This window comes from Thioclava sp. JE_KL1, from assembly GCF_009296265.1.
In the GTDB taxonomy this organism is placed as follows: domain Bacteria; phylum Pseudomonadota; class Alphaproteobacteria; order Rhodobacterales; family Rhodobacteraceae; genus Thioclava.
On the sequence record NZ_WBJS01000007.1, the window covers coordinates 286,332 to 309,330 of the forward strand.

26 protein-coding genes and 2 tRNA genes are annotated in these 22,999 nt (G+C 64.1%); 22 read left to right on the top strand and 6 right to left on the bottom strand.

Features of this window, described 5'->3' with window-relative positions; genetic code table 11:
• Nucleotides 1-42: 42 nt before the first annotated feature.
• Entirely contained in the window at nucleotides 43-624 is a 582-nt protein-coding gene (locus F8R15_RS15450; protein WP_152845176.1) for a hypothetical protein, read from the bottom strand.
• Nucleotides 625-922: 298 nt separating this feature from the next.
• Nucleotides 923-997, bottom strand: a tRNA-Thr gene (locus F8R15_RS15455).
• Between the two features lie 166 nt (nucleotides 998-1,163).
• Here F8R15_RS15455 and F8R15_RS21960 point away from each other — a divergent pair.
• The 6 genes from F8R15_RS21960 to F8R15_RS15480 all read left to right on the top strand — a co-directional run bounded on the left by F8R15_RS21960 (nucleotide 1,164) and on the right by F8R15_RS15480 (nucleotide 5,471).
• A complete protein-coding gene (locus tag F8R15_RS21960) occupies nucleotides 1,164-1,286 on the top strand; it encodes a hypothetical protein (protein WP_256365689.1) in 123 nt (40 codons plus the stop codon).
• A gap of 1 nt (nucleotide 1,287) precedes the next feature.
• Nucleotides 1,288-2,556 carry a UDP-N-acetylglucosamine 1-carboxyvinyltransferase gene (murA, locus tag F8R15_RS15460; RefSeq protein ID WP_078521738.1) on the top strand — a complete coding sequence of 423 codons (1,269 nt, stop codon included), beginning with the start codon at nucleotides 1,288-1,290 and terminating at the stop codon, nucleotides 2,554-2,556.
• A 51-nt stretch (nucleotides 2,557-2,607) separates the two neighbouring features.
• The gene (locus F8R15_RS15465; protein ID WP_078545376.1) at nucleotides 2,608-3,087 is read left to right on the top strand and encodes a DUF2948 family protein; all 480 of its coding nucleotides are present in this window, start codon (nucleotides 2,608-2,610) and stop codon (nucleotides 3,085-3,087) included.
• Nucleotides 3,088-3,224: 137 nt separating this feature from the next.
• The gene (gene hisD / locus F8R15_RS15470; protein ID WP_152845177.1) at nucleotides 3,225-4,538 is read left to right on the top strand and encodes a histidinol dehydrogenase; all 1,314 of its coding nucleotides are present in this window, start codon (nucleotides 3,225-3,227) and stop codon (nucleotides 4,536-4,538) included.
• Nucleotides 4,538-5,014 (top strand): UPF0262 family protein, encoded by a 477-nt coding sequence (locus F8R15_RS15475; RefSeq protein ID WP_152845178.1) that lies wholly within the window; start codon nucleotides 4,538-4,540, stop codon nucleotides 5,012-5,014. Before hisD ends, F8R15_RS15475 begins: the two co-directional genes overlap by 1 nt.
• Before the next feature lie 4 nt (nucleotides 5,015-5,018).
• Nucleotides 5,019-5,471 (top strand): low molecular weight phosphatase family protein, encoded by a 453-nt coding sequence (locus tag F8R15_RS15480; RefSeq protein ID WP_078571357.1) that lies wholly within the window; start codon nucleotides 5,019-5,021, stop codon nucleotides 5,469-5,471.
• Here F8R15_RS15480 and F8R15_RS15485 read toward each other — a convergent pair whose 3' ends face one another.
• Entirely contained in the window at nucleotides 5,472-5,846 is a 375-nt protein-coding gene (locus F8R15_RS15485) for a helix-turn-helix domain-containing protein (protein ID WP_152845179.1), read from the bottom strand. It lies immediately after the preceding gene.
• 111 nt (nucleotides 5,847-5,957) lie between these two features.
• Here F8R15_RS15485 and F8R15_RS15490 point away from each other — a divergent pair, with 111 nt between their 5' ends.
• From F8R15_RS15490 to F8R15_RS15530, 9 genes are all read left to right on the top strand, one after another.
• Complete coding sequence (locus F8R15_RS15490; protein WP_152845180.1) at nucleotides 5,958-6,788, top strand: SDR family oxidoreductase; 831 nt, start codon at nucleotides 5,958-5,960, stop codon at nucleotides 6,786-6,788.
• An 82-nt stretch (nucleotides 6,789-6,870) separates the two neighbouring features.
• Nucleotides 6,871-7,278: a ketosteroid isomerase-related protein gene (locus F8R15_RS15495; protein WP_078521731.1), complete on the top strand. Its 408-nt coding sequence runs from the start codon at nucleotides 6,871-6,873 to the stop codon at nucleotides 7,276-7,278.
• Entirely contained in the window at nucleotides 7,278-7,859 is a 582-nt protein-coding gene (locus F8R15_RS15500) for a GNAT family N-acetyltransferase (protein ID WP_152845181.1), read from the top strand. The genes F8R15_RS15495 and F8R15_RS15500 overlap by 1 nt, the downstream gene beginning before the upstream one ends.
• A gap of 8 nt (nucleotides 7,860-7,867) precedes the next feature.
• Complete coding sequence (locus F8R15_RS15505) at nucleotides 7,868-8,761, top strand: carbon-nitrogen hydrolase family protein (RefSeq protein ID WP_368731075.1); 894 nt, start codon at nucleotides 7,868-7,870, stop codon at nucleotides 8,759-8,761.
• An 82-nt stretch (nucleotides 8,762-8,843) separates the two neighbouring features.
• Nucleotides 8,844-9,062: a translation initiation factor IF-1 gene (gene infA, locus F8R15_RS15510; protein ID WP_010397442.1), complete on the top strand. Its 219-nt coding sequence runs from the start codon at nucleotides 8,844-8,846 to the stop codon at nucleotides 9,060-9,062.
• Entirely contained in the window at nucleotides 9,059-9,628 is a 570-nt protein-coding gene (locus F8R15_RS15515) for a nucleoside triphosphate pyrophosphatase (protein ID WP_368731068.1), read from the top strand. Before infA ends, F8R15_RS15515 begins: the two co-directional genes overlap by 4 nt.
• Nucleotides 9,628-10,680, top strand: coding sequence for a ribonuclease E/G (locus F8R15_RS15520; RefSeq protein WP_152845182.1), 1,053 nt, complete (start codon nucleotides 9,628-9,630; stop codon nucleotides 10,678-10,680). Before F8R15_RS15515 ends, F8R15_RS15520 begins: the two co-directional genes overlap by 1 nt.
• Complete coding sequence (locus F8R15_RS15525) at nucleotides 10,677-10,868, top strand: DNA gyrase inhibitor YacG (RefSeq protein ID WP_078545394.1); 192 nt, start codon at nucleotides 10,677-10,679, stop codon at nucleotides 10,866-10,868. The genes F8R15_RS15520 and F8R15_RS15525 overlap by 4 nt, the downstream gene beginning before the upstream one ends.
• Nucleotides 10,869-10,966: 98 nt before the next feature.
• Nucleotides 10,967-11,042, top strand: a tRNA-Phe gene (locus F8R15_RS15530).
• Nucleotides 11,043-11,151: 109 nt separating this feature from the next.
• Here the strand turns inward: F8R15_RS15530 and F8R15_RS15535 are convergent.
• Together F8R15_RS15535 and F8R15_RS15540 are read right to left on the bottom strand one after the other, a co-directional pair.
• Nucleotides 11,152-11,856: a hypothetical protein gene (locus F8R15_RS15535; protein ID WP_152845183.1), complete on the bottom strand. Its 705-nt coding sequence runs from the start codon at nucleotides 11,854-11,856 to the stop codon at nucleotides 11,152-11,154.
• A gap of 133 nt (nucleotides 11,857-11,989) precedes the next feature.
• A complete protein-coding gene (locus F8R15_RS15540; RefSeq protein WP_078601955.1) occupies nucleotides 11,990-14,356 on the bottom strand; it encodes a Tex family protein in 2,367 nt (788 codons plus the stop codon).
• Nucleotides 14,357-14,471: 115 nt separating this feature from the next.
• Between F8R15_RS15540 and F8R15_RS15545 the strand changes: the two genes are divergently transcribed.
• Genes F8R15_RS15545 through F8R15_RS15555 form a run of 3 tightly spaced genes read left to right on the top strand, consistent with a single transcriptional unit; the run spans nucleotide 14,472 to nucleotide 17,581 of the window.
• A complete protein-coding gene (locus F8R15_RS15545) occupies nucleotides 14,472-15,107 on the top strand; it encodes an IS607 family transposase (protein WP_152845185.1) in 636 nt (211 codons plus the stop codon).
• Nucleotides 15,097-16,368, top strand: a complete 1,272-nt coding sequence (locus tag F8R15_RS15550) for an RNA-guided endonuclease TnpB family protein (protein ID WP_216644132.1) — start codon at nucleotides 15,097-15,099, stop codon at nucleotides 16,366-16,368. Before F8R15_RS15545 ends, F8R15_RS15550 begins: the two co-directional genes overlap by 11 nt.
• A 34-nt stretch (nucleotides 16,369-16,402) precedes the next feature.
• Complete coding sequence (locus F8R15_RS15555) at nucleotides 16,403-17,581, top strand: M20 family metallo-hydrolase (RefSeq protein WP_368731076.1); 1,179 nt, start codon at nucleotides 16,403-16,405, stop codon at nucleotides 17,579-17,581.
• Between the two features lie 385 nt (nucleotides 17,582-17,966).
• On the opposite strand, the gene F8R15_RS15560 is transcribed toward F8R15_RS15555, so the two are convergent.
• Nucleotides 17,967-18,620, bottom strand: coding sequence for a TetR/AcrR family transcriptional regulator (locus F8R15_RS15560; protein WP_216644133.1), 654 nt, complete (start codon nucleotides 18,618-18,620; stop codon nucleotides 17,967-17,969).
• 153 nt (nucleotides 18,621-18,773) lie between these two features.
• Here F8R15_RS15560 and F8R15_RS15565 point away from each other — a divergent pair, with 153 nt between their 5' ends.
• The 4 genes from F8R15_RS15565 to F8R15_RS15580 are packed head-to-tail and all read left to right on the top strand — an operon-like array spanning nucleotide 18,774 to nucleotide 22,940.
• The gene (locus F8R15_RS15565; protein ID WP_078572501.1) at nucleotides 18,774-19,634 is read left to right on the top strand and encodes a xanthine dehydrogenase family protein subunit M; all 861 of its coding nucleotides are present in this window, start codon (nucleotides 18,774-18,776) and stop codon (nucleotides 19,632-19,634) included.
• The gene (locus F8R15_RS15570) at nucleotides 19,631-20,119 is read left to right on the top strand and encodes a (2Fe-2S)-binding protein (RefSeq protein WP_152845187.1); all 489 of its coding nucleotides are present in this window, start codon (nucleotides 19,631-19,633) and stop codon (nucleotides 20,117-20,119) included. The genes F8R15_RS15565 and F8R15_RS15570 overlap by 4 nt, the downstream gene beginning before the upstream one ends.
• Nucleotides 20,116-22,482 (top strand): xanthine dehydrogenase family protein molybdopterin-binding subunit, encoded by a 2,367-nt coding sequence (locus F8R15_RS15575; protein ID WP_152845188.1) that lies wholly within the window; start codon nucleotides 20,116-20,118, stop codon nucleotides 22,480-22,482. Before F8R15_RS15570 ends, F8R15_RS15575 begins: the two co-directional genes overlap by 4 nt.
• Entirely contained in the window at nucleotides 22,479-22,940 is a 462-nt protein-coding gene (locus tag F8R15_RS15580; RefSeq protein WP_078572504.1) for a CoxG family protein, read from the top strand. The genes F8R15_RS15575 and F8R15_RS15580 overlap by 4 nt, the downstream gene beginning before the upstream one ends.
• The last annotated feature ends 59 nt before the right edge of the window (nucleotides 22,941-22,999 follow it).

Genomic DNA, 22,999 nt, shown 5'->3' on the forward strand with positions numbered 1-22,999 from the left:
AACGCTGGAGGCCATTGGGCCCCCAGCGCCTATGTCCGAAGTTTACTGCTGCTGCGCGTAGAATGTGCCGGTAAGTTGTTCGGAGCCATCGGGGCTGACGCCGGTGCCGGTTACATCGCCCAGCGCGACATATTTTCCGTTATCGTCATAGACAGAGCCGGCCAGCTGAAGATCGGCAGTTATGCTGCCTTCATCGTCGCTCACGGTCCCATTGGCATTCGCCACGATTGCGCTCTTGCTATCAATCGTCCCGTTAACGGAAAGCGAGCCTTTCAGGTCCATCATTTTTTCGCTCAAGTCCGGCGTGTAGGCAGCGAATTGGCTCACGGTGCCAGTGACTTTGCTATTGTCGAAGTCAACGTCCATCGCCAAGCGGCCCGCGACTGGGTTGTCAGATGCGCTGGCCGGGTCAAGTTTCAGCTGGCCCGTAAGGCTCGCGCTACCGGTTGGATCTTGAGCGACCAAGAGGTCGCCGTCGGTGACGCGGGTTGCAAGGCTGTCATAGGTGGCTTGGTTCTGCGACACCTCAGCTGCGCTGAAGGAGTTGCTGCCGTCCCCGCTGCCCATGCAGCCTGCAAGTGCAAAACACACGGCGGTCGCGGTAATCGAAAGTTTATAAGACATTAATTTTCCCTAATTCCCATGCGAGCCGAAGTTGGCGCGCAGTCGGTAAGTGGCGAAATTGGGGAATTTCCTACAACCTATGGTAAACCTTAGATTGACTGTGTTGCTGCCAAGGTTGCTTGGGAAAATAACGCTCGCGCTCTCGAGAGGTGTTTGTGAACGATCGAGGTTTTGTGGCTTTACGGTCACCCACCGCAAGAGACTTTTAAACAAAAGCCTCTGATCAACGAAATGAGGTCCAACGCATTCGTTAGCGACCCGTGGTCGACGCCAGACTATCGAGATTGAAAAGGGGAAGTGGTGCTGCTGGAGAGACTTGAACTCTCGACCTCTCCCTTACCAAGGGAGTGCTCTACCGCTGAGCTACAGCAGCGCCGGTTTCGGTCCGTCGCTTCGACCGTGGCGGGGATTTAGACGCAATCGCTCGAGGGTGCAAGGGCAAATCTTGCTCTCTCTCGACAGGATTTCACAGGCGGGTTAAACGAGGCGCCATGACAGGCGGAAAGAAAGATGGATCGGGCACGTCCCGCGATGCGGAATTGAGCCGCGAAGAGCGTCGGGCGCAGGCGCTGCGCGCGAATCTGCAGCGGCGCAAGGCGCAGGCGCGCGCCCGCAAATCCGAATCCAAGCCGCCGAATAACAACGAATCTGAAGGCAGTTGACATGGACAGCATCGTCGTACGCGGCAACGGGCCACTTTCCGGCCAAATCCCGATCGCGGGGGCGAAAAACGCCTGTCTCGCGCTGATGCCGGCCACGCTTCTGAGCGATGAGCCGCTGACCCTGACCAATGCGCCGCGCCTGTCGGACATCCGCACGATGACCGAATTGCTGGCGAGCCTCGGCGCGGAAGTGACCGCGCTGCAGGAAGGCAAGGTTCTGGCGACCTCGTGTCACGGCGAGATCAACCCGGTCGCTGATTATGAAATCGTGCGCAAGATGCGCGCCTCGAATCTGGTGCTGGGGCCGCTGCTGGCGCGCTTGGGCCATGCGGTCGTGTCGCTGCCCGGCGGCTGTGCGATCGGCGCACGCCCGATGGATATCCATGTCGACGCGCTTGCCGCGCTCGGCGCGGAGATCGAGCTGAAGGACGGCTATCTGCATGCCGAAGCGAAGGGTGGGCTGAAAGGCGCCACCCACGAGATGCGCTTCGCGTCCGTTGGCGCGACCGAGAATTTCCTGATGGCCGCTTCGCTCGCGAAGGGCACGTCGGTGCTGAAGAACGCAGCCCGCGAGCCGGAAATCGTCGATCTGGCGAAATGCCTGCGCGCGATGGGCGCGCAGATCGAGGGCGACGGCACCTCCGAGATCGTGATCGAGGGCAAGGACCGTCTGCACGGCGCGACTCACCCGGTCGTGGCGGATCGGATCGAGCTCGGCACCTATATGCTCGCACCCGCGATCTGCGGCGGCGAGGTGGAGTGCCTGGGCGGTCGAATCGATCTGCTGGAGAGCTTCTGCGAGAAGCTCGACGCGGCGGGCATCTCGGTCGAGCAAACCCATACCGGCCTCAAGGTTGCGCGCAAGAATGGCCGCATCCGCGCGGTCGACGTGACGACCGAGCCGTTCCCCGGCTTCCCGACCGACCTGCAGGCGCAGATGATGGCGCTTCTTTGCACCGCCGAGGGCACCAGCGTTCTGGAAGAGAAGATTTTCGAGAATCGCTTCATGCACGCGCCCGAGCTGGTGCGGATGGGGGCGAATATAGACGTCCATGGCGGTCATGCGACGGTCCACGGCGTCGAGAAGCTGAAAGGGGCGCCGGTGATGGCGACCGATCTGCGGGCCTCCGTGTCGCTGATCCTCGCCGGGCTGGCCGCTGAGGGTGAGACCGTCGTCAGCCGTGTCTATCACCTCGATCGCGGCTATGAACGCGTCGAGGAGAAACTGGCGGGCGTCGGTGCGCATATCGAGCGCGTGAAAGCGAGTTGATCGGCTGGCAATTCCCGCCGTCTTCCCCATATCGAATGCAGAGGTGACCCAATGACCCGTGATGCGAAATTCGAAGAGGGTGGCGAAGGCGCGATCGCGCTTCGCGCCGAGACCAAGGATGACCTCCCCGTGATCGCGGCGCTGGTGCAGGACGCCGTGCTGCCGATCACCGAGATCGCCTGGGAGGCGAAATCCCGGCGTCTGGCGCTCCTGATCAACCGCTTCCGCTGGGAAGACAAGGCGCAGGCCGAAGCCGAGAAGCGCCCCTATGAGCGGGTGCGGTCGCTGCTGGTGATCTCGGATGTCACTCATGTTTCGAGCATGGGGATCGATCGTTCGGATCGCGACGTGGTGCTCTCGATCCTCGATATCACCTTTGAAGAGACCGAAGACGGCGCGGGTCGCGTGACCCTGACGCTGGCGGGCGATGGCGCGCTGGCGGCGGATGTCGAATGTCTTGATGTCGACCTGCGCGACGTCGAGCGTCCCTATCGCGCGCCTTCCGGCAAGGTGCCGCATCATCCCGAGTAAGCCGCGTTTTGCCGCCGGGGATGCCTCCGGCGGGGATATTTACGCCAAGTCGAAGTGGAATTGCCCTTGCGGGCAGGGTCGTGCTTGCGGGGCAGGGCGGGAGTCTCTAATCCGAAGAGCGGAATAGGAGACTGTCGATGCCGCACTTTCTGGACACGCGCGAAGAGGGCTTTGAGGCCCGGTTTGTCGAACTTCTGGGGATGAAGCGCGAGGACAGCCCCGATGTGGACGCTGTCGTGGCCGATATCATCGCGGATATCCGCAAGCGGGGCGATGCAGCGCTGATCGAGCTGACCGCGAAATTCGACCGACTGGAGCTGACGCCCGAGACGCTGGCATTCTCCCCCGAGGAAATCGAGGCCGAAGTCGCGAAAGTGCCCGCCGAGGAGCGCGCGGCGCTGGAACTGGCGGCCGAGCGTATCCGTGCCTATCACGAGCGCCAGATGCCGCATGACGCGCGTTGGATCGACGCGAGCGGGGCGGAGCTTGGCTGGCGCTGGGGGCCGGTCTCAGCCGCGGGGCTTTACGTGCCCGGTGGGCTGGCGAGCTATCCCTCTTCGGTGCTGATGAACGCGATCCCGGCGAAGGTCGCGGGTGTGGAGCGGTTGGTCGTGGCGTGCCCGACTCCGGGCGGGGCGGTGAACCCGCTGGTGCTGCTGGCGGCGCAACTGGCGGGCGTAGATACGGTTTACCGGATGGGCGGCGCGCAGGCGATTGCCGCGCTGGCCTATGGGACCGAGACGATCACGGCGGTCGACAAGATCACCGGGCCGGGCAACGCCTTCGTGGCGGCGGCCAAACGGCGTGTCTTCGGGCGCGTGGGCATCGACATGATCGCGGGCCCGTCGGAAATCCTCGTGATCGCAGATGGCACGGGCGACCCGGATTGGATCGCGCTCGACTTGATGAGCCAGGCCGAGCATGACGAGAGCGCGCAGGCGATCCTGATCACCACCGACGAGGCTTTCGGCAAGGCGGTGGTAGCAGCAGTCGAGAAGCGCCTCGAGACGCTGGAGCGCCGTGCGATTGCAGGTGCGAGCTGGCGCGACTTCGGGGCGGTGATCGTCGCGCGCGATCTGATGGAGGCGGCCGAGCTGTCGAACAGGGTCGCCCCCGAGCATCTGGAGCTTTGCGTAGCCGATCCCGACTGGTTGGCGGAGGCGATCACCCATGCGGGCGCGATCTTCCTTGGCGCCTACACGCCCGAAGCGATCGGCGACTATATTGGCGGGCCGAACCACGTTCTGCCTACGGCGCGCTCGGCACGGTTCTCCTCGGGCCTCTCGGTGATGGATTTCATCAAGCGCACGACCATGGCGAAGATGACGCCCGGCGCGCTGAAGGCGATCGGCCCTTCGGCCGAGATTCTGGCGAAATCGGAAAGCCTCGAGGCGCATGGGCTGTCGGTGCGTGCGCGGCTCGATGCGCTCAATGACGAAGGGGAGGGGTGATGGCCCGGATTTCGCATATCCAGCTGGACACGGGCGGGCTGCCCGCGCCCTCGCCTGAAATCGAGCAGGAACGCAAGGTCGCGATCTATGATCTGCTCGAGGATAACAGCTTCAACATTCCGGGCCGCGACGGGCAACCTGCACCGGACGGGCCGTTCGCGCTGACGCTTGGCGTGCGCGATCGGCGGCTGGTTTTCGACACCGAAACCGAGAGCGGCGCGAAAGTGGCGGAGTTTCATCTGTCCTTCGGCCCGTTCCGGCAGGCGGTGAAGGATTATTTCCAGATCTGCGAGAGCTATTTCGAGGCGGTCAAGAAACTGCCGCCCAGCCAGATCGAGGCGATCGACATGGCCCGGCGCGGTATCCATAACGAAGGCGCGCGCATTCTGCAGGAACGCCTTGAAGGCAAGGCCGAGATCGACATCGATACGGCGCGGCGCCTCTTCACCCTCGTTGCCGTTCTCGCCCCGAGGTAAACGGATGGGCGAGATCCCCAACTCCGTTCTTTTTGCGTGCGATCATAATTCCACGCGCTCCCCGATGGCCGAGGGGATGATGAAGAAATTCTACGGCACCGAATGTTACGTGCAGTCGGTGGGCGTGAAGGCCGATCTGGAGATCGACGGCTTCACCATCGCGGTGATGGCCGAGATCGGCGTCAATCTGGAGCGTCACCGCGCGCGCTCTTTCACCGAGTTGCAGGAATGGGGCGACGATCTGTCGGCCTTCGATCTGGTGATCGCGCTGTCGCCTGCCTCGCAGCGTCAGGCGCTGGAGCTGACGCGGTTCTTCCATCTCGACGTGGAATATTGGCCGATCCTCGATCCGACCGGGATCGGCGAGACGCGCGAGGCCAAGCTCGCCGCCTATCGCGACACTCGCGACCAGATCCGCCGCCATCTCATCGAACGTTTCGGAGAGCCGACCGCCTGATCAGTCGCCCGACAGTGCAGGCTGCGTGCCAAGTCGGCTCAGGTTTGCCTCGATCCAATGCGCAAGCTCGAAATAGCGGATCGCGATCGCCTCTCCTGCCTCGGTCAGGCAATAGTCCACGCGCGGCGGCACCTCGCCATGGTCGCGCCGCGAGATCAGCCCATCCGCTTCGAGCACCTGCAAGGTCTGAGCCAGCATCCGCTCAGAAATGCCGCCGATCCTGCGACGCAACTCGGAAAAGCGCAGCCGCCCGTCGCGAAGCGCGACCAGAACCAGCCCGCCCCAGCGCGAACTGACATGCGACAGGATCATGCGCGAGGGACAATCGGCATTGAACACATCGGCGACGGGCAGCGCGGGGTCGGTCTGTTGCATAATGCGGAGGCTCCTGTGCGGGGCTGCTGAACACTTACCAAAATGTAGGTACTTCCTTTTGCGCAGTGAAGAGCGCAGCTTCCCGTCAGCGAAAGACATAAGGAGGTCGCCATGACCATCGCCGTTACCGGAGCCACCGGCCATCTTGGCCAACTCACCCTTGCCGCACTGGCCGCGCGCGGCGCGACCGACGTGATCGGGCTGGCGCGCAGCCCCGAGAAGCTCACGGGCGCCGCGCGGCGTTTCGACTATTCCGACCCGAGCAGTTTCGACGCGCTGGCAGGTGTCGACACGCTGATCCTGATCTCGTCGAGCGAGGTCGGCCAGCGCGCGCCGCAACATCGAAACGTGATCGAGGCCGCCAAGGCGCATGGCGTCGACCATATTCTTTACACGTCTCTGCTGCATGCCGACCGTTCGAAGATGCAACTGGCCGAGGAGCACGTGGCGACCGAGGCGGCGCTGGCCGCATCGGGGCTGAGCCATACGCTGCTGCGCAATGGCTGGTATGGCGAGAATTACGACAGCGCGATCAGCTATGCTGCGCAATCGGGCACGATCGCCGGGGCGTCGGGATCAGGCCGGATCGCGGCAGCGTCGCGCGCGGATTACGCCGAGGCGCTGGCCGCAGTGGCGCTCGATCCCGGCTTGCAGGGCAAGACCTATGAGCTGGCGGGCGATGCGGGCTTCACCCTCGACGAGCTGGCCGCCGAGATCGCCGCACAGGCCGGGCGCACGGTCGAGGTCTCGCACCTCTCCGAGGCCGAGTATCGCGCGTTGCTCGAGACGATGGGGCTGCCCGGCCCCTTCGCCGCGATCATCGCGGATTCGGATGCGCAGGCGGCCAATGGCGCGCTGTTCGACGACAGCCACGATCTGTCGCGGCTGATCGGCCGCCCGACCACGCCGCTGGCCGTGATCGTGCGCGCCGCGTTGGGGTGACCTGCGACAGCGCCTATGACCGCGTTTGACGCGGCGTGTGGCGCGTGGCACTCAAGGCCAGACAGCATTACGGAGAATGGCCATGCCGCGCGCCCGCACTCTCGATACGATCAGCCGCTATTACGACGCCTTCAACGCAGGCGATACGGCAGGGATGGAGGCCCAGCTGGGCGAGCCCTTCGCGCATCACGTGAACGAAGGGAAGATCCGCCACGGGATCGAGGCGTTCCGCGAATTCAACAAGCATATGAGCCGGTGCTATCGCGAGCAGCTGACCGACATGGTCATCATGGCCAATGACTCAGGCACGCGGGCGGCGGCAGAGTTCATCGTCAATGGCGTCTATCTGGAGACCGATGACGGGCTGCCCGAGGCGCATGGGCAAAGCTATGTTCTGCCGGCGGGGGCGTTCTTCACGCTCGACGAGGGCAAGATCACGCGCGTCGTCACCTATTACAACCTCGCCGACTGGATCGCGCAGGTTTCCTGATGGAGGTGCGGCGGCTGACCGGAGAGGCGCTGGACGCAGCGCTCGACGACGTGGCGCGGCTGCGGATCGCGGTGTTTCGGGGCTGGCCCTACATCTATGACGGCTCGCTCGACTATGAGCGGCAATATTTGCAGAGCTACCGGGAGAGCGATGCGGCGGTGGTCGTGGGCGCATTCGACGGGACGAAGTTGGTTGGCGCGGCCACAGGCACGCCGCTGGAAGATCACGCGGGTGATTTCGCGGCACCTTTCGCAGGCACCGGGTTGAAGCTTCAGGACGTGTTCTACTGTGCCGAGTCGGTCCTTCTGCCCGACTATCGCGGGCAGGGCCTCGGGTACGCCTTCTTCGATCATCGTGAGGCCCATGCGCGCGAGCTGGGGCGCAGCCATTCGGTCTTCTGCTCGGTGATCCGGCCCGACGATCATCCCTTGAGGCCCGTCGAGTATCGCCCGCTCGACGGGTTCTGGCGCAAACGGGGCTATGCCCCGATGGAGGGCGTAATCGCGCGGTTCAAATGGACCGATCTGGGTGAGGGTGAGCAGACCGAGAAGGCGCTGCAATTCTGGGGGCGCACGCTGTGAGCCGCGAGGTGATGATCGCGGCAGCGGCCTATCCGCTCGACTGGTTCGAGGACTGGGCGGGCTACGCGGCGAAGGTCACGTCTTGGGTGGCCGAGGCCGCAGGGCAGGGCGGGCAGCTTCTGGTCTTTCCTGAATACGGGGCGATGGAACTCGCGAGCCTGGGCGGGGCAGAGGTCGCGGGCGATCTCGAAGCCGCGCTGGTCCATGTAGCCGGGCTGCGAGCGGACATGGAAGCGTTGTTCGCAGGTCTCGCGGCGGAGCATGGCGTGCATATTCTCGCCCCCTCCGGACCCGTCATCGACGGCACCAAGCGCGTCAACCGGGCGAGCCTGTTCGGCCCCGGCGGGCTGATCGGGCATCAGGACAAGGCGATCATGACGCGGTTCGAGCGTGAGATCTGGCATGTCGATGCAGGCGAGGGGCTAGTGCTTTTCGACACGGCGCTCGGCAAGATCGGCGTCACGATTTGCTACGACAGCGAATTCCCCCTGCTGGCGCGCGCGCTGGCCGAGGCGGGGGCGGAGATCATCCTCGTGCCCTCCTGCACTGACACGCTCGCGGGCTATAACCGGGTGCGGATCTGCGCGATGGCGCGCGCGCTCGAAAACCAATGCGTGACCGTGCAGGCGCCGACCGTTGGCGATGCGCTCTGGTGCCCGGCTGTGGACGAGAACCGCGGCACGACTGCTATCTTCGCGCCACCCGACGGGCTCTGGCCGGAAAGCGGGATCGTGGCTGAAGGGGCGCCCGACTCACCCGGCTGGACCTTCGCGACGGTGGACTTGGATCGCGTCGCGCAAAGCCGGACTGCAGGAACCGTTTTGCCCTACAAACATTGGTCCGAGCAGTCCGAAGCGGCCCAAATAATCCGGATCGCTTCGGAAAACCCCGCCCAGCCTTGACATTCCACTTGAATTTCGCGGCTTACGAGCGCATTTAAACGCTCGCCCGCAGATGACGCGGGTAACCAATTATGGAGTGACCATGGCCAAGGAAGAAATGCTCGAATTTCCCGGTGTCGTGAAGGAACTCCTGCCTAACGCGACGTTTCGGGTCGAGCTGGAAAACGGCCATGAGATCATCGCGCATATGGCAGGCAAGATGCGTAAGAACCGCATCCGTGTTCTGGCAGGCGACAAAGTTCAGGTGGAAATGAACACCTACGACCTCACGAAGGGTCGTATCAACTACCGCTTCAAGTGAAGCTGATCCTCGGCTCGGCGAGCCCGCGGCGGCGAGAGCTTCTGGCCCAACTCGGGCTGGAGCCTTTTGACGTGCGCCCCGCCGATATTGACGAGACGCCGCTGAAAGGCGAGGCCGCGCGCGACTATGTCGCCCGCATGGCCCGCGAGAAAGCGATGGCGCTCGATGTGGCCGAAGACGAGGTGCTGCTGAGCGCCGATACCACGGTGACCTGCGGGCGCCGAATCTTGGGTAAACCCGAAGACGAGAAAGAAGCGGCGGAGTTTCTCTGGCTGCTTTCCGGGCGTCGGCACCATGTGTTCACCGCTGTGGCGGTGCGCACGGCGCAGGGTCTGCGCGAACGGCTTGTCGATACGGTGGTGAAGTTTAAGCCGCTCAGCGACGAGGACGTGAACGGCTATCTCGCCTCGGGCGAATGGCACGGCAAGGCGGGCGGCTACGCGATCCAGGGACGCGGCGGTGCTTTCGTCCCGTGGATTCAAGGGTCCTTCACCGCAGTCGTGGGATTGCCGCTCGCAGAAACCGCAAACCTGCTCGCAAGCGCGGGCATTCGAGGGGACGTATAATGCAGGGGCGTGTGGTTCTGCTGGACGAGATCGCCGGTCGCGAAGCGGCGGCGCTGATGGTCGACGGGCAAATTGAAGGCCTGATTATCGACACCTCGGAGGAGATCAGCTTCGCCCCCGGCGCGATCCTGCGCGGCACCATCGGTCGCCAGATGAAAGGGCAGGGCGGCGTCTTCGTTGATCTGCCCGAAGGCACGCGTGGCTTTCTGAAAGAGGTGAAGGGGCTCTCCCCCGGCCAGACCGTGATTTGCATGGTCTCGGGCGGCACCGAGCCCGGCAAGGCGCTGCCAGTGACGCTGCGCGTGCTGTTCAAATCGCGCTACGCCATCGTCACCCCCGGCGCGCCCGGCATCAACGTCTCGCGCCGGATCCATGAAGACGATCTGCGCGCTGATCTGCAGGCAGCAGCCGAAGCGGTGATGGAAGGCTCGGATATGGGCGTGATTCTGCGTTCCGCCGCGGCCCATGTGCCGCTCGAAGAAGTGGCTGAGGATGTCGCCGCAATGCGCGAGCTGGCCGAGGCCGTGACTAGCGACGTTGAGGGCGGGCCGGAACTGCTCGTCGACGCGCCCGATCCGCATGAAGAAGCCTGGCGCGACTGGGCAGAACCCCTGCCCGACGAGGTGATCGAAGGCGGGTTCGACGACCACGGCGTCACCGACGCGATCGAAGCGCTTCTGCATCCACGTGTCGACCTGCCGGGCGGGGCGCATCTGATGATCGAGCCGACCCGCGCCCTGATCGCGGTCGATGTCAATACCGGTAACGACACGACGCCTGCTGCGGCGCTGAAGGCGAATATCGCCGCGGCCCGCGAATTGCCCCGTCAACTGCGCCTGCGCGGCCTCGGAGGTCAGGTCGTGATCGACTTCGCCCCGATGCCCAAGCGCGACCGTCAGGCGCTGGAGCAGCAGCTGCGCCGCGCCGTCAAAGGCGAGCCCGAGACCTCGCTTGCAGGCTGGACACCGCTGGGCAATTTCGAGATGCAACGCAAGCGCGACCGCGTCCCGCTCGTGCGCCTGCTTCGGGGCCAAAACAGGGAGGCGAAATGAGCTGTCCGATCTGCGGTAAGGATGCCGACCCGAAATATCGCCCCTTCTGCTCCAAGCGTTGCGCCGACGTCGATCTGGCGCGCTGGTTGAACGGATCCTACGTCATTCCCGGCGATATCGCCGAGGAAGAAGAGCGCGCGCCGACCGGTCCCGCAGGCGATGATACGCCCCCCGGCAAGCCGCACTGAGACGTTTCGCAAGTTCGCGTAAATTTCTGCGAAATCCCTCTGGACACCCCCCGCGCCCTCGTCTAGTAACCGCTCCACCAAGACCGAAAGGTCGCAGTGCCCGGATAGCTCAGTTGGTAGAGCAGCGGATTGAAAATTCGCGTGTCGGTGGTTCGAGTCCGCCTCCGGGCACCACTTAGAATCTCAAAATAGAATTACGTGTTGGTCTGACTTCGCTCTATTCATAGCGTGGCTTCACACGGTTCTGCGCCGGTGAACTTTCCCCGCCGCAGACGGGAATAACTTAACGCGGAAACTGCGGCTTGGGCGTGCGCGCGACCTCGTCAGCAGTCGCGGTGTGATTCAGCACGTAATGCGTCGCGACGACGTCGCCGATCAGCCCGGCAGCGGCTTCGGAAGCCGGATCGAAACCGCGCTCCACTGCCTGACCCAGCAGCGCCGCGTCATAGCCGGTGGCGATGAGTAGCCACGGCAGTGGTGTGTCGGCACCGCGCAGTGCTTGCTCGCGCGTCATCGGCGGCGGTGCTGTCGGACGGAGCAGCTGGACGCTGGCGACACCCGGGCGATAGGCGATCTCCTGCAGCACCTCCTGCGCGATCCAGGACGCCGCAGCGTCTTCGTGTCCGGGGCCGGGTTGAAAGCGGAAGGCTGTGGCGAAACCGCCCAAGCCATAGCCCTCGCTCGCCGGAATCGTGCAGAAACCGCGCATCATGCCGCGAAACCGCGGCATGACCGCACCGGTCCAGGATGTGGGGTCGTTCAGGCGGTCGAGGTAGCCCTGCGACGTCGCCACGTCGGTCACGCTGACTTCATAGGTGACCATGTAGCGTGGCCCGCTCTCGGTCGCGATCCAGCGCGTCGCCCGTAGAAAGCCGGGAACCGAGAGGCGCTCATGCAGGTGCTCATGGCTGTGCCAGTGGTCGTGGTCGGCGGTGTCACCGTCGATGTCATAGAACAGCACCATCGCCGCATCGCTGCAAAGCGCCATGGTCCGCCTCCCCCGCCTATGTGGTTTCGCGTGACGCTATCGGCGGGGGCCGGGGAAGGCAAGTTGTGGCGCTGTTTCTGTGTCGCAGCTCACCTCTGGTAGATCCCCGATCGTTCAACCCGCTTGGCTGGCTTCAGCGCCGGTTCATCGCATCGCGAAGCGCTGCGCCGAACGCGCCATTGCTGCTGTCCTTCGCCGGCGCCTTGCCTTGGCCCTTGCCGGTCCCTTTTCCACGGGGGCCTTGCGGGCCGGGTTTGCCGCGATCCTGACCCTTGTCCTGCCGCGCCGGGCCTTTTCCCCGCGCAGGCGCGCCGCCCTCGGATTGCTTGCGCATCGACAGGCCGATCCGTTTGCGCGGAATATCGACCTCGGTCACGCGCACGCGCACCACGTCGCCCGCTTTTACCACCTCATGCGGATCCTTCACGAAGCGATCTGCAAGCTGGCTGACATGCACCAGACCGTCCTGATGCACGCCGATATCCACGAAAGCACCGAAGGCGGCCACGTTGGTCACGGTGCCCTCCAGGCTCATCCCCGGCTTGAGGTCTTTGATGTCCTCCACGCCATCGGTGAACTGCGCGGTCTTGAAGGTGGGGCGCGGGTCGCGGCCGGGTTTTTCCAGTTCCGCGAAGATGTCGCGAATGGTGGGCAGACCGAAATCGCCGGTGACGAATTGCTCCGCGCGCAGGTCTTTCAGCGCGGTCGGCTGGCCCATGATCTCGCGGATGTCGCGGCCGCAGCTTTCCACGATCTTGCGTGCGACCGCGTAGGCTTCGGGGTGAACCGAGGAAGCATCGAGCGGTTCTTCGCCATCGCGGATACGCAGGAAGCCCGCGCATTGCTCGAAGGCCTTGGGGCCGAGCCCGGCCACCTCCATCAGCGCGCGGCGCGAGGGGAAGGCGCCATGCGCGTCGCGATGCGCGACGATGGCCTGCGCCAGTGCGGGCCCAAGCCCCGCGACCTGCGCCAGAAGCGGCGCGGAGGCCATGTTCAGATCGACGCCCACCGCGTTCACGGCATCTTCGACGACCGCCTCCAGCGCCTGCGACAGGCGACGCTGATCCACGTCGTGCTGATATTGTCCGACGCCGATGCTCTGCGGCTCGATCTTCACCAGTTCCGCCAGTGGGTCCTGCAGGCGCCGCGCGATCGAGACCGCCCCGCGCAAGCTCACGTCCAGATCGGGGAATTCGCGCGCGGCCAGTTCCGAGGCCGAATAGACCGAGGCACCCGCTTCCGAGACGACCACTTTCGTCGGCGCCCGCACCCCCGGCGGCAGCAGCTTCAGCGTGTCGGCGACCATCCGTTCGGTCTCGCGGCTGGCGGTGCCGTTGCCGATGGCGATCAGCTCGACGCCGTGGCGCTTGACCATGTCGATGATCTTCGTCTCGGCTCCGCGCAGGTCCATCTTCGGCTGGAAGGGGTAAAGGGTCGCGGTCTCCAAGAGCTTGCCAGTCGCGTCCACCACGGCGGCCTTCACCCCGGTGCGGATGCCGGGATCGAGGCCCAGCGTGGCGCGCGGACCGGCGGGGGCTGCCAGCAGCAGGTCATGCAGGTTGCGCGCGAAGACCTTGATCGCCTCGTCATGGGCGCGCTGGCGCAGCTCGCCCAGCAGGTCGACATAGAGCGAGACCGAGAATTTCACGCGCCACGCCCAACGCGCCACGTCGCGCAGCCAGAGATCACCGGGACGCCCGGCCTGAGTGTCGAGGGTCGCTGCGATCTGGCCGATCGCGCGGTCTTCACCGGTCTCGGGATCGGGCGCGATTTCCATCGTCACGATCTCTTCCTTCGCGGCGCGCAGAATGGCGAGCGCCCGGTGGCCGGGAATGTCGGCCCATTTCTCGCGGTGGTCGAAATAATCCGAGAACTTCGCGCCTGCCTCTTCCTTACCGGGCACGACCCGAGCGGCGATGAAGGCCTCGGCGCGCATGAAGTCGCGCAGGGTGCCGAGCAGTTCGGCGTTTTCCGACAGTTCCTCGGTCAGAATGTCGCGCGCGCCGTTCAGAGCATCCTTGGTCGTCGGCACGGCCTCGGTGACGTAGCCCTCCGCCAGTGCCTCGGGCGTGGCGCTCCGGTCTTCCTGAATGGCGCGCAACAGCGGCTCGAGTCCGTTCTCGCGCGCGATCATCGCCTTGGTGCGGCGCTTGGGTTTGAACGGCAGATAGATGTCTTCGAGCGTGGCCTTGCTTTCGGCCCGCGCGATGGACCGTGCCAGATCGTCGGTCAGCTTGCCCTGCTCGCGGATCGAATTGAGGATCGTCTCGCGCCGCGCCTCCATCTCGCGCAGATAGCCCAGTCGATCCGAAAGCTGCCGCAGCTGCGTATCGTCGAGCCCGCCGGTGACCTCTTTGCGGTAGCGCGCCACGAAGGGCACGGTCGCCCCGCCATCTAGAAGTCCGATCGCTGCGGTCACCTGTGCGGGCTTCGCCGCGATATCCGTGGCGATGGTCTGCGCGATGCGGGCTTGGACGGGGGCGGAATCGGTTTGGGCCAAGGCTGTCTCCTGATGCGGTCGGGTTGCCAGCAATAGCCGCCTGCTCGGGCGGGGAAAAGGGGCTTTAGCAGTTTCCATTTGACTTATGCTTTTCGCATCATATATCATCTTTATGATGAAGAAGCTTGTAAGTATTGGCGAGGCCGCAAAGGCCCTAGGCGTGACTCCGCTCACCTTGCGCAGATGGGATGAGAGCGGCAAGCTCAAACCCGACCTCGTAACCGAGGGTGGGCGGCGCCGCTATAACCTCGCCAAACTTCAGCCGGAGCTCCATCGGCAGCAGGATAACGCTGCCCGGCGCACGGTTGCCTACGCACGCGTTTCCTCCCATGACCAGAAAACTGACCTGGAGCGCCAGGCGCAGCTTCTCGAGGCCTATTGCGCCGGGCAGGGCTGGACCTACGAGGTGGTCACCGATCTCGGCTCTGGCATGAACTATCGCAAGAAGGGCCTCAAGCGCCTACTCGAAGACATTGTCGAGGATCGCGTCGGCCGACTGGTCATCACCCACAAGGATCGTTTGTTGCGCTTCGGCGCCGAGCTCGTCTTCGCGATCTGTGAGGCGAAGAACGTCGAGGTCGTAATCCTGAACCAGGGCGAAGACACCAGCTTCGAAGAGGATCTTGCCCGGGACGTGCTTGAGATCGTCACGGTGTTCAGCGCACGGCTCTACGGTGCGCGCTCCCGCAAGAGTGCGAAATTGATCGCCGACATCAAGGCCGCGGCCGAAGGGGGCGATGATGGCGCTTGATGGAGCAGCGATCTCTACCCGGATCATGACAGTTCACCGCATCGCCCTCGATGTAGACAAGGCGCAGGACGCACTGTTTGCGCAATGCGCCGGCATCGCCCGATTCAGCTGGAACTGGGCTCTCGACCGATGGAAATCCCAATATACCGCGCATTGCGAAAACAATTCCCTGCCCAAGCCTTCCGAGGCTGCGCTGCGACGCGAACTCAATGCCATCAAGCGGGCTGAATACCCCTGGATGCTGCATGCGCCCAAAGCGGTTCCACAGCAGGCGATCAAGAATCTTGGTGCCGCGTTCAAGGGTTTCTTCGAGGGGCGCTCCCGCTATCCCAACTTCAAAGCAAAAGACCTCTGTCGTGAGAGCTTTCGGCCGGACAATGGCCCCGGGACATTCCGTGTCGAAGGGCGACGCCTGAAACTGCCGCGCATTGGCTGGGTGTCTATGCGGGAGGCCCTGCGCTTTGGTTTCGAAATGAATCCAACCTTGAAATCCGTCACCATCTCGCGGGAGGCGGGCCGGTGGTTCGCGGCGATTGCGGTTGAGATCGATCACAGCTTTACACCACGCCCCGAAGGAGCGGTCATCGGCGTCGATCTCGGCGTTACGGATCTGGCCACCTTGAGCGACGGCCGCAAGTTCTCCGGTTCAAAATCCCTGGGTCGCAACCTGAAGCGGCTCGCACGACTGCAGAGATCTCATGCGCGAAAACAAAAGGGCGGGAAAAATCGGGCACGGTCTCGTGCCCGGATTGCAAAGCTCCATGCACGCATCCGCAACATCCGCCAGGATGGGTTGCACAAGCTCACGACCAAGCTGTCGCGTGAAGCCGGCACAGTGGTCATCGAGGACCTCAATGTCCGCGGCATGATGGCGAACCGGCATCTTTCCCGCGCCATTTCCGATATGGGGTTTTTCGAGTTCCGTCGGCAGCTGAGCTACAAGCTCGCACGTCTGGGCGGCACTCTTGTTGCCGCCGACAGGTTCTTTGCATCCAGCAAAACCTGTTCGGCATGTCATACCAAAGCGGAGGTTCTTCCGCTCTCGGTCCGCTCATGGACCTGCGCCAATTGCGGCGCGCAGCACGATCGCGACATCAATGCGGCGATCAACCTCAAGAATCTGGCCGGTAGCGAGGACCTCAAGGTCCGTCCGGTGTCAGCTTGTGGAGTGGAAGGCTCTGGCGGCGGGACTGATCCTGTCGTGAAACCGGCCACGATGAAGCAGGAAAATGGACCTGATCAGAAAAGATTAGGTCCATGAAAGCGGTGCAGTTGCGCAAGAGCGGCTGGAGACGATCGCGAAAGCCTCCGAGCCCGGTCCCGGCGTGTCCCGGCTGCCGTTCGGTCCCGAGCACGAGGCTGCGCTGGAGATCATCGCGGGTTGGATGAATCAGGCGGACTGCACGGTTACGCGCGATGCGGCGGGCACGCTGATCGGGCGGCGCGCAGGGCCTGCGGGCGCGCCCACGCTGCTGATCGGCTCGCATCAGGACAGCGTGCGTCATGGCGGTGCGTTCGACGGGATCATGGGGGTGGCGCTGGGATGCCTTGCGCTCGAAGCGCTTGGCGATCGCGCGCTGCCGTTTGCCGTGGAGGTGCTGGCCTTCGCCGATGAGGAGGGCGTGCGTTTCCCGACCGCGCTGATCGGGCCGCGCGCGTTGGCGGGCACGCTCGACCAAGGCGTTTTCGCGATGGTGGACAAGGCGGGCGTAAGCCTCGGTGCGGCGCTCAAGGCCTTTGGTGGCGATCCAGAAGACACGGCAGCGTTGGCGTGCGACCCGGCCACGATCGCAGGCTATCTGGAGCTGCATATCGAGCAAGGCCCGGTGCTCGAAGCCGCGGACAAGCCGCTCGGCGTCGTCACCGCGATTTCCGGGATCGAGCGGCATCGCGTCACGATCACCGGCGAGGCGGGTCATGCGGGCACCGTGTTGATGGAGATGCGCCACGACGCGCTGCTAGCAGCCTCGGATCTGGTGCGCGGCGTGCATGACATGGCGCGCGATCAAGGTATCCGGGCGACGGTCGGGCAGCTCGATGTCTCGCCCAACGTGGTCAACGCGATCCCCGCGCGGATCGATCTGACCATCGAGATCCGCGCCGCCGAAGACCCGGCCCGCACCGCGATGGGCGCGGCGCTCAGCCCGCTTTGTGCGCAGATCGCCGAGGCCACGGCGACGCAGATCGAGATTGAGAAGACCTATGCCCAACCCGCCCAAGCCTGCGATGCAGGGCTGCGAGAGGGGCTCGCCGCAGCCGTTCGCACCGCGACCGGAGCGCCCGCGCCCGAGCTGCCGTCGGGGGCGACGCATGACGCCTCCGCGATGGCCGATCTCTGCCCGATCGCAATGCTGTTTGTGCGCTGCAAAGGCGGGATCAGCCACAACCCGGCCGAATATGCGAGTGCCGGGGATATGGGGGCGGCGGTCGACGCACTGGCTGCTTTCCTATCTGGTTTTTGTTCCAACGCCTGAGGCTCGTATGGCCTTCGACTTGTCACCCCACTCAGGCCTGAGCCTCGATGCGTTCGAGCCAAGCCGCGATGTCTGTCACGCTGAACGGCGCGCAATTGTTGCCCAGTAGAAGTCTTCGCGGAAAGTCGGCTCGATCTCGGTGTCTGCGATCGATTGTGGCGTGGATAACGCGGCTGATTTCGGTGACTTGATTGATAGTGTAGTAGCGGGCGGATTGTTGGTGCATTGGCGTGTTTACTCCGCGCTCGCAATTCGCAGGGGCGATACGACAAGGAATGCCGCCGGCATTACGGGGTCTGATACGATGTAGTGATAGCCATGCATGAACTACGAAATTCGTAGGAGTGTTAGGCCTCAAATTAGTGAGGCGCAGCGCCGGGGCGTTTCAGTGCGATGAGTCGTCGTTAAGAGCGCCCTCGAAGAAGTTTTTTACAGCAGCGCGCACAGTTGCCTCGACATCGATTTCCACGGGCATGTTGTAGACGTATTTCCGAATAGCGATATAGAACACCGCCCCGTGTAACCCCCAGAGGAGCTCGACCTCATCAGTGTCTGGCGCGTCGCGGTCTTGCGGGTTGTGCTGGGAAGCACGCAATTCTATCGCAGCCGGCTCGATGATCTTCGTTCGAATGATATCGAGGTAGCGTTCGGTCAGGCCGTAGGACTTCAGCCCGGATGACACGAAGATTCGAACCCAGTCATAGTCAAACACCCGTTCAGAGTATTCGATGTAGAACTGCGTAAGGCGATCCTGAAGAGAACGGTCGCCTTCGAGCACGAGCGTGTCCCAGTCCGGGTTCCAGCGCTCTAGAAAAACATGCTCGTAGACGCGTTCGATCAGTGCGTCTTTGCTTTCGAAGTGCCGGTAGATGACCGCGTGGGACACGCCCATACGCTTGGCCAATTCGCGTGTCTGGCCCTCAAACCCCGATTCGGCGAAGAACCGGACCGCCTCGCTGACGATCAGTTTTTCGCGTTCTTCCCCGCGCATGTTCTTGCGGCGCGGCCGTTGATTTTCGGTCTTTTTCTCCGAGGTCATGCCTGTCTCTCTTCTCTTATCCCGAGCCTAATGCAAACCATTGTTGTAACCAACTGGTCATTTTTTCTTGACCGGTCCCAATTGTCCTGCATTATAGAAGTTACCAAATGGTCACTTTGTAGCTGGGGAGAGCTGCGGGCCGGAGGAGGATAAGTGAAATTACCATCGTTCGAATACCTGCGTGCGCGCAGTCTTGCTGAGGCATGGGCGCTCCATTCCGACGCGGGAGGCGACGCCGTCTACCTGTCGGGCGGGCACAGTGTCGTGCCCTCGATGGCGCTGCGTCTGCAGGCGCCGTCGCGGCTGATCGACATCTCGCAAATTGCCGAACTGCATGGTGTCGAGCTGCAGGACCAAACGCTGCGCATCGGTGCGATGACCCGTCATGCGGAGGTGCTGGCCAATCCGTTGATCGCGCGCCATGCGCCGCTGCTTTCCCGCGCTGCCCCCCATGTCGCGCACCCTGCAATTCGCAATCGTGGCACAATAGGCGGCAATCTGGCGCTTGCCGATCCGGCATCTGAATTCCCGGCTGCTGTGCTGGCCATGCGGGCGGAGCTTGAGGTCATGGGGCCCGAAGGCCAGCGCATGATCGCCGCCGACGATTTCTTTCTCGACCTTTACGAAACAGCCCTCATCCCCGGCGAAGTGCTGACCGCCATTCACGTGCCGCTCCCTCCCGAAGGACGGCTGTTCGGCTTCGACGAGATCGCGCGTCGCCGGGGCGATTACGCCATGGTGGGCGTTGCCGCACAGGCCGATATGTCCGATGGCGTGGTTTCCGATGCGTCGGTGACGCTGTTTTCAGTGGGTGTCGCCCCGACGCGCGCCACCGCGGCGCAAGACGCGCTGGAAGGCGCCCCGCTTTCTTCGGACTCCATTGCCCGCGCTCAGGCCGCCTTGGCCACCGATCTCGACCCACCCGACGATCCCGGTTTTCCGGCAGAGCGTCGCCTGCAACTCGCGCGCGTCCTTCTCGGGCGGGTGTTGACCCGGATGGAGGCTGTTCAATGAAGGTTTTGTTGAGCACGACCGTGAATGGCGAACAGGTTCAGGAAGCCGTTCTCCCCCGCACCAGTCTCGCTGATTTCTTGCGCGAGGATCTGGGCCTGACGGGCACGCATCTGGGCTGCGAAATGGGCGCCTGCGGGGCCTGTCTCGTGCTTATGGACGGCGTTCCGGTGCATGCCTGCCTCGTGCTGGCGGTGCAGGCGGAAGGTAGCACGATCGAGACGATCGAGGGGCTGAATGAGACCGGTGCTGCGGCCGATCTTCAGGCGCATTTCCACGACCGCAACGCGCTGCAATGCGGTTTTTGCACGAATGGAATGCTGATGAGCGCGCAGGCGTTGCTGGAGGCGAACCCGGTGCCGACGCGAGACGAAATCCGCGACGCGCTGTCGGGTAATTACTGCCGCTGCACAGGCTACGAGGCCATCGTGGACGCTATCGACACCACAGCCCGCGACCGCGCAGCCCGGACGGAGGCGGCGAAATGACCCTGCATATCGGCCAGTCGCAGCGCCGCGAGAATGCGCGTCGCCACCTCGCAGGTCGGGGTCGCTTTGTCAGCGATCTCGCTCTGCCGCGCATGCTGCACGCAGTCTTCGTCCGTAGCCCGATGGCAAAGGGTCGGCTGGTCGAAATCGACACGAGCGAAGCCGAACAATCCCCCGGCGTTGTGCGGATCCTGACAGCCGCCGAGCTGAACGCGCGTTGCAAGCCGTGGGTCGGCACGCTCGATCATTTCGCAGGCATGCAGAGCCCGCCAATGAGCATCCTCGCCGAGGAGGAAGTGCTGTGGACCGGCCAGCCGGTGGCGATGATCATCGCCAAGAGCCGGGCCGAGGCCGAGGATGCCGCCGACTTGGTGATGGTGGATATCGAGGATTCCGAGCCGGTGACCGATGGCGCTGCGGCTCTGCAGGACGGCGCGCCCTTGGCGAACAGTGGCGCGCGGGACAATCTTTGTTACGAGGCGCTGTTGGAGACGCCAGCGGTGAACGAGGCCTTTGCCGATGCCGCGCACGTGGTCGAGGCCAGTTTCACCTTCGGCCGCCACACCGCCGTCACGCTCGAGCCGCGCGCGGTGATCGCCGATTTCGACCCGTCGAGTGGCGCGCTCACCGTGCATCACGGGACGCAGACACCCTATCAGTTCCAGGACGTCTATGCGCGCCACTTCGGTCTGCCCGAGGGCAAGGTCCGCGTCATCGCGCCTGATGTGGGCGGCTCGTTCGGCATGAAGCTGCATGTCTATAACGAAGAGATGGGCGCCGTCGCGGCGAGCATGATCCTCGAGCGCCCGGTGCGCTACGTGGCCGACCGGCTGGAGAGCTTTCTTTCCGACATCCACGCTCGCGATCATATCGTGAAGGGCCGCATGGCGCTGGACGCGGAGGGCAAGATCCTCGCGATGGACGTCGATGATCTGGCGCCGGTCGGCGCGGTCTCGGCCTATCCGCGCACCAGCGCTGCCGAGGGCAATCAGGTGATCCGCCTCATGGGCGCTCCCTACAACATGCCTGATTATCGCGGCCGGCTGCAGGTCGCCTTTCAGAACAAGGTGCAGACAAGCCAGTATCGCGCGGTGGGGCATCCCATCGCCTGTGCGGTGACCGAGGCGCTGGTTGAACGGGCGGCGGAGGTCACGGGCCTCGATCCGTTCGAGATCCGTGCCCGCAACCTGATTGCCGACGATGCCTATCCGCATGTCTCGGCCACCGGCTATCAGTTCGAGAAGCTCTCGCATCAGGCCAGTCTGGCCAAGCTGCGCGAGATGATGGACCCCGACGCGCTACGTGCCGATCAGGCTCGGCTGCGCGAACAGGGCATCTATCGCGGGTTCGGCATCGCCTCCTTTGTCGAGATCACCAATCCCGGCGCGGCCTTCTACGGCGTCGGCGGGGCGCGGATCTCCGCGCAGGACGGTGCAGTGGTGCGGATGACGCCCTCTGGCGACATCCATTGTGCCATCTCGGTCACCGAGCAAGGGCAGGGCACCGAGACGATCATCGCGCAGGTGGTCGCCGATCAGCTGGGTGTTTCGCCCGAACGGGTGAGCGTCACCACGGGCGACACCGCGACCACGCCAAGCGGCGGCGCCACCTGGGCTTGCCGGGGCGCCGGCATCGGCGGCGAGACGGCGCTGCGCGCCGGACGCAAGTTGCGCGAGCGGATTTTGACTTTGGCGGGCGCGCTACTGCAGGCCGATCCGGCGACACTGCGGCTCGAAGATGGCGCGGTTGTCGATGTCGCCACGGGCGAGGCGCGCATCACGCTCGAAGAGATTGGCCGCGTCGCCACCTACCGGCCCGACACGCTGCCCGACGGGGTCGATCATTCGCTGACCGTCGCGCATCATTTCGCGCCCTCCGGCTACCCGTTCGATTTCACCAACGGCATTCAGGGCAGTCTGGTCGAGGTCGATGTGGAGACCGGCATCGTGCGGATCCTGAAACATTGGGTCGTCGAGGATTGCGGTCGCATCATCAACCCGCTTCTGGTCGACGAACAGATCCGCGGCGGCGTCGTGCAGGGGCTTGGCCCCGCCTTCTTCGAGGAATGCCAGTACGACGCCGACGGCCAGCTCACCAACGGGTCGCTCGCCGATTATCTCGTGCCCATGGCCTGCGAGATGCCCGATATCGAAATCGCCCATATCGAGACGCCCACCGAGGACACGATCCTTGGCGCCAAGGGCGTGGGCGAAGCGGGAACCGCCGCTGCCGGCGCCGCCGCGATGAACGCGGTGAATGACGCGCTGCGCCCCTTTGGCGCACGGCTCACCCAGACACCCATGACGCCGCTGCGCATCCTTGATGCGCTCGACGCGGCCCGAAAGCAAAGGACCGATCCATGAAGCTTGAAGGAGAGCAGCTCCTGAGCGCCGACCCCCAGACCGTCTGGGCGGCACTCTTCGACCGTGACGTGCTGGCCGAAGCCATTCCCGGCTGCGAAAGCCTCGAACAGCTAAGCGAAACCGAATTCACTGCTGTGGTGAAGCTCAAGATCGGCCCGGTTTCGGCCCGCTTCAAGGGCGCGGTCACGCTGAGCGATATCGTGCCCGGCCAATCCTGCACGTTGTCCGGCAAAGGCTCGGGTGGGGTCGCGGGGTTCGCCAAGGGGGCGGCGCAGGTGACGCTGGCGCCCGAGGCGGACGGCACGCGGCTTTGCTATGACGCCGATATCGCGGTGGGCGGGAAGCTCGCCTCTCTCGGCAACCGGCTGATCGGCGCCACGGCGCAGAAGCTGACCGACGCCTTTTTCACCAATTTTTCCGATGCGTTGGCCCAACCGGAGGAGGCTGGGCCGACCTGATCCGCTGGCGCGCAGCGAGGTCAGGCCAGACACGAAAAAAAGCGCGTATAACAAGAACC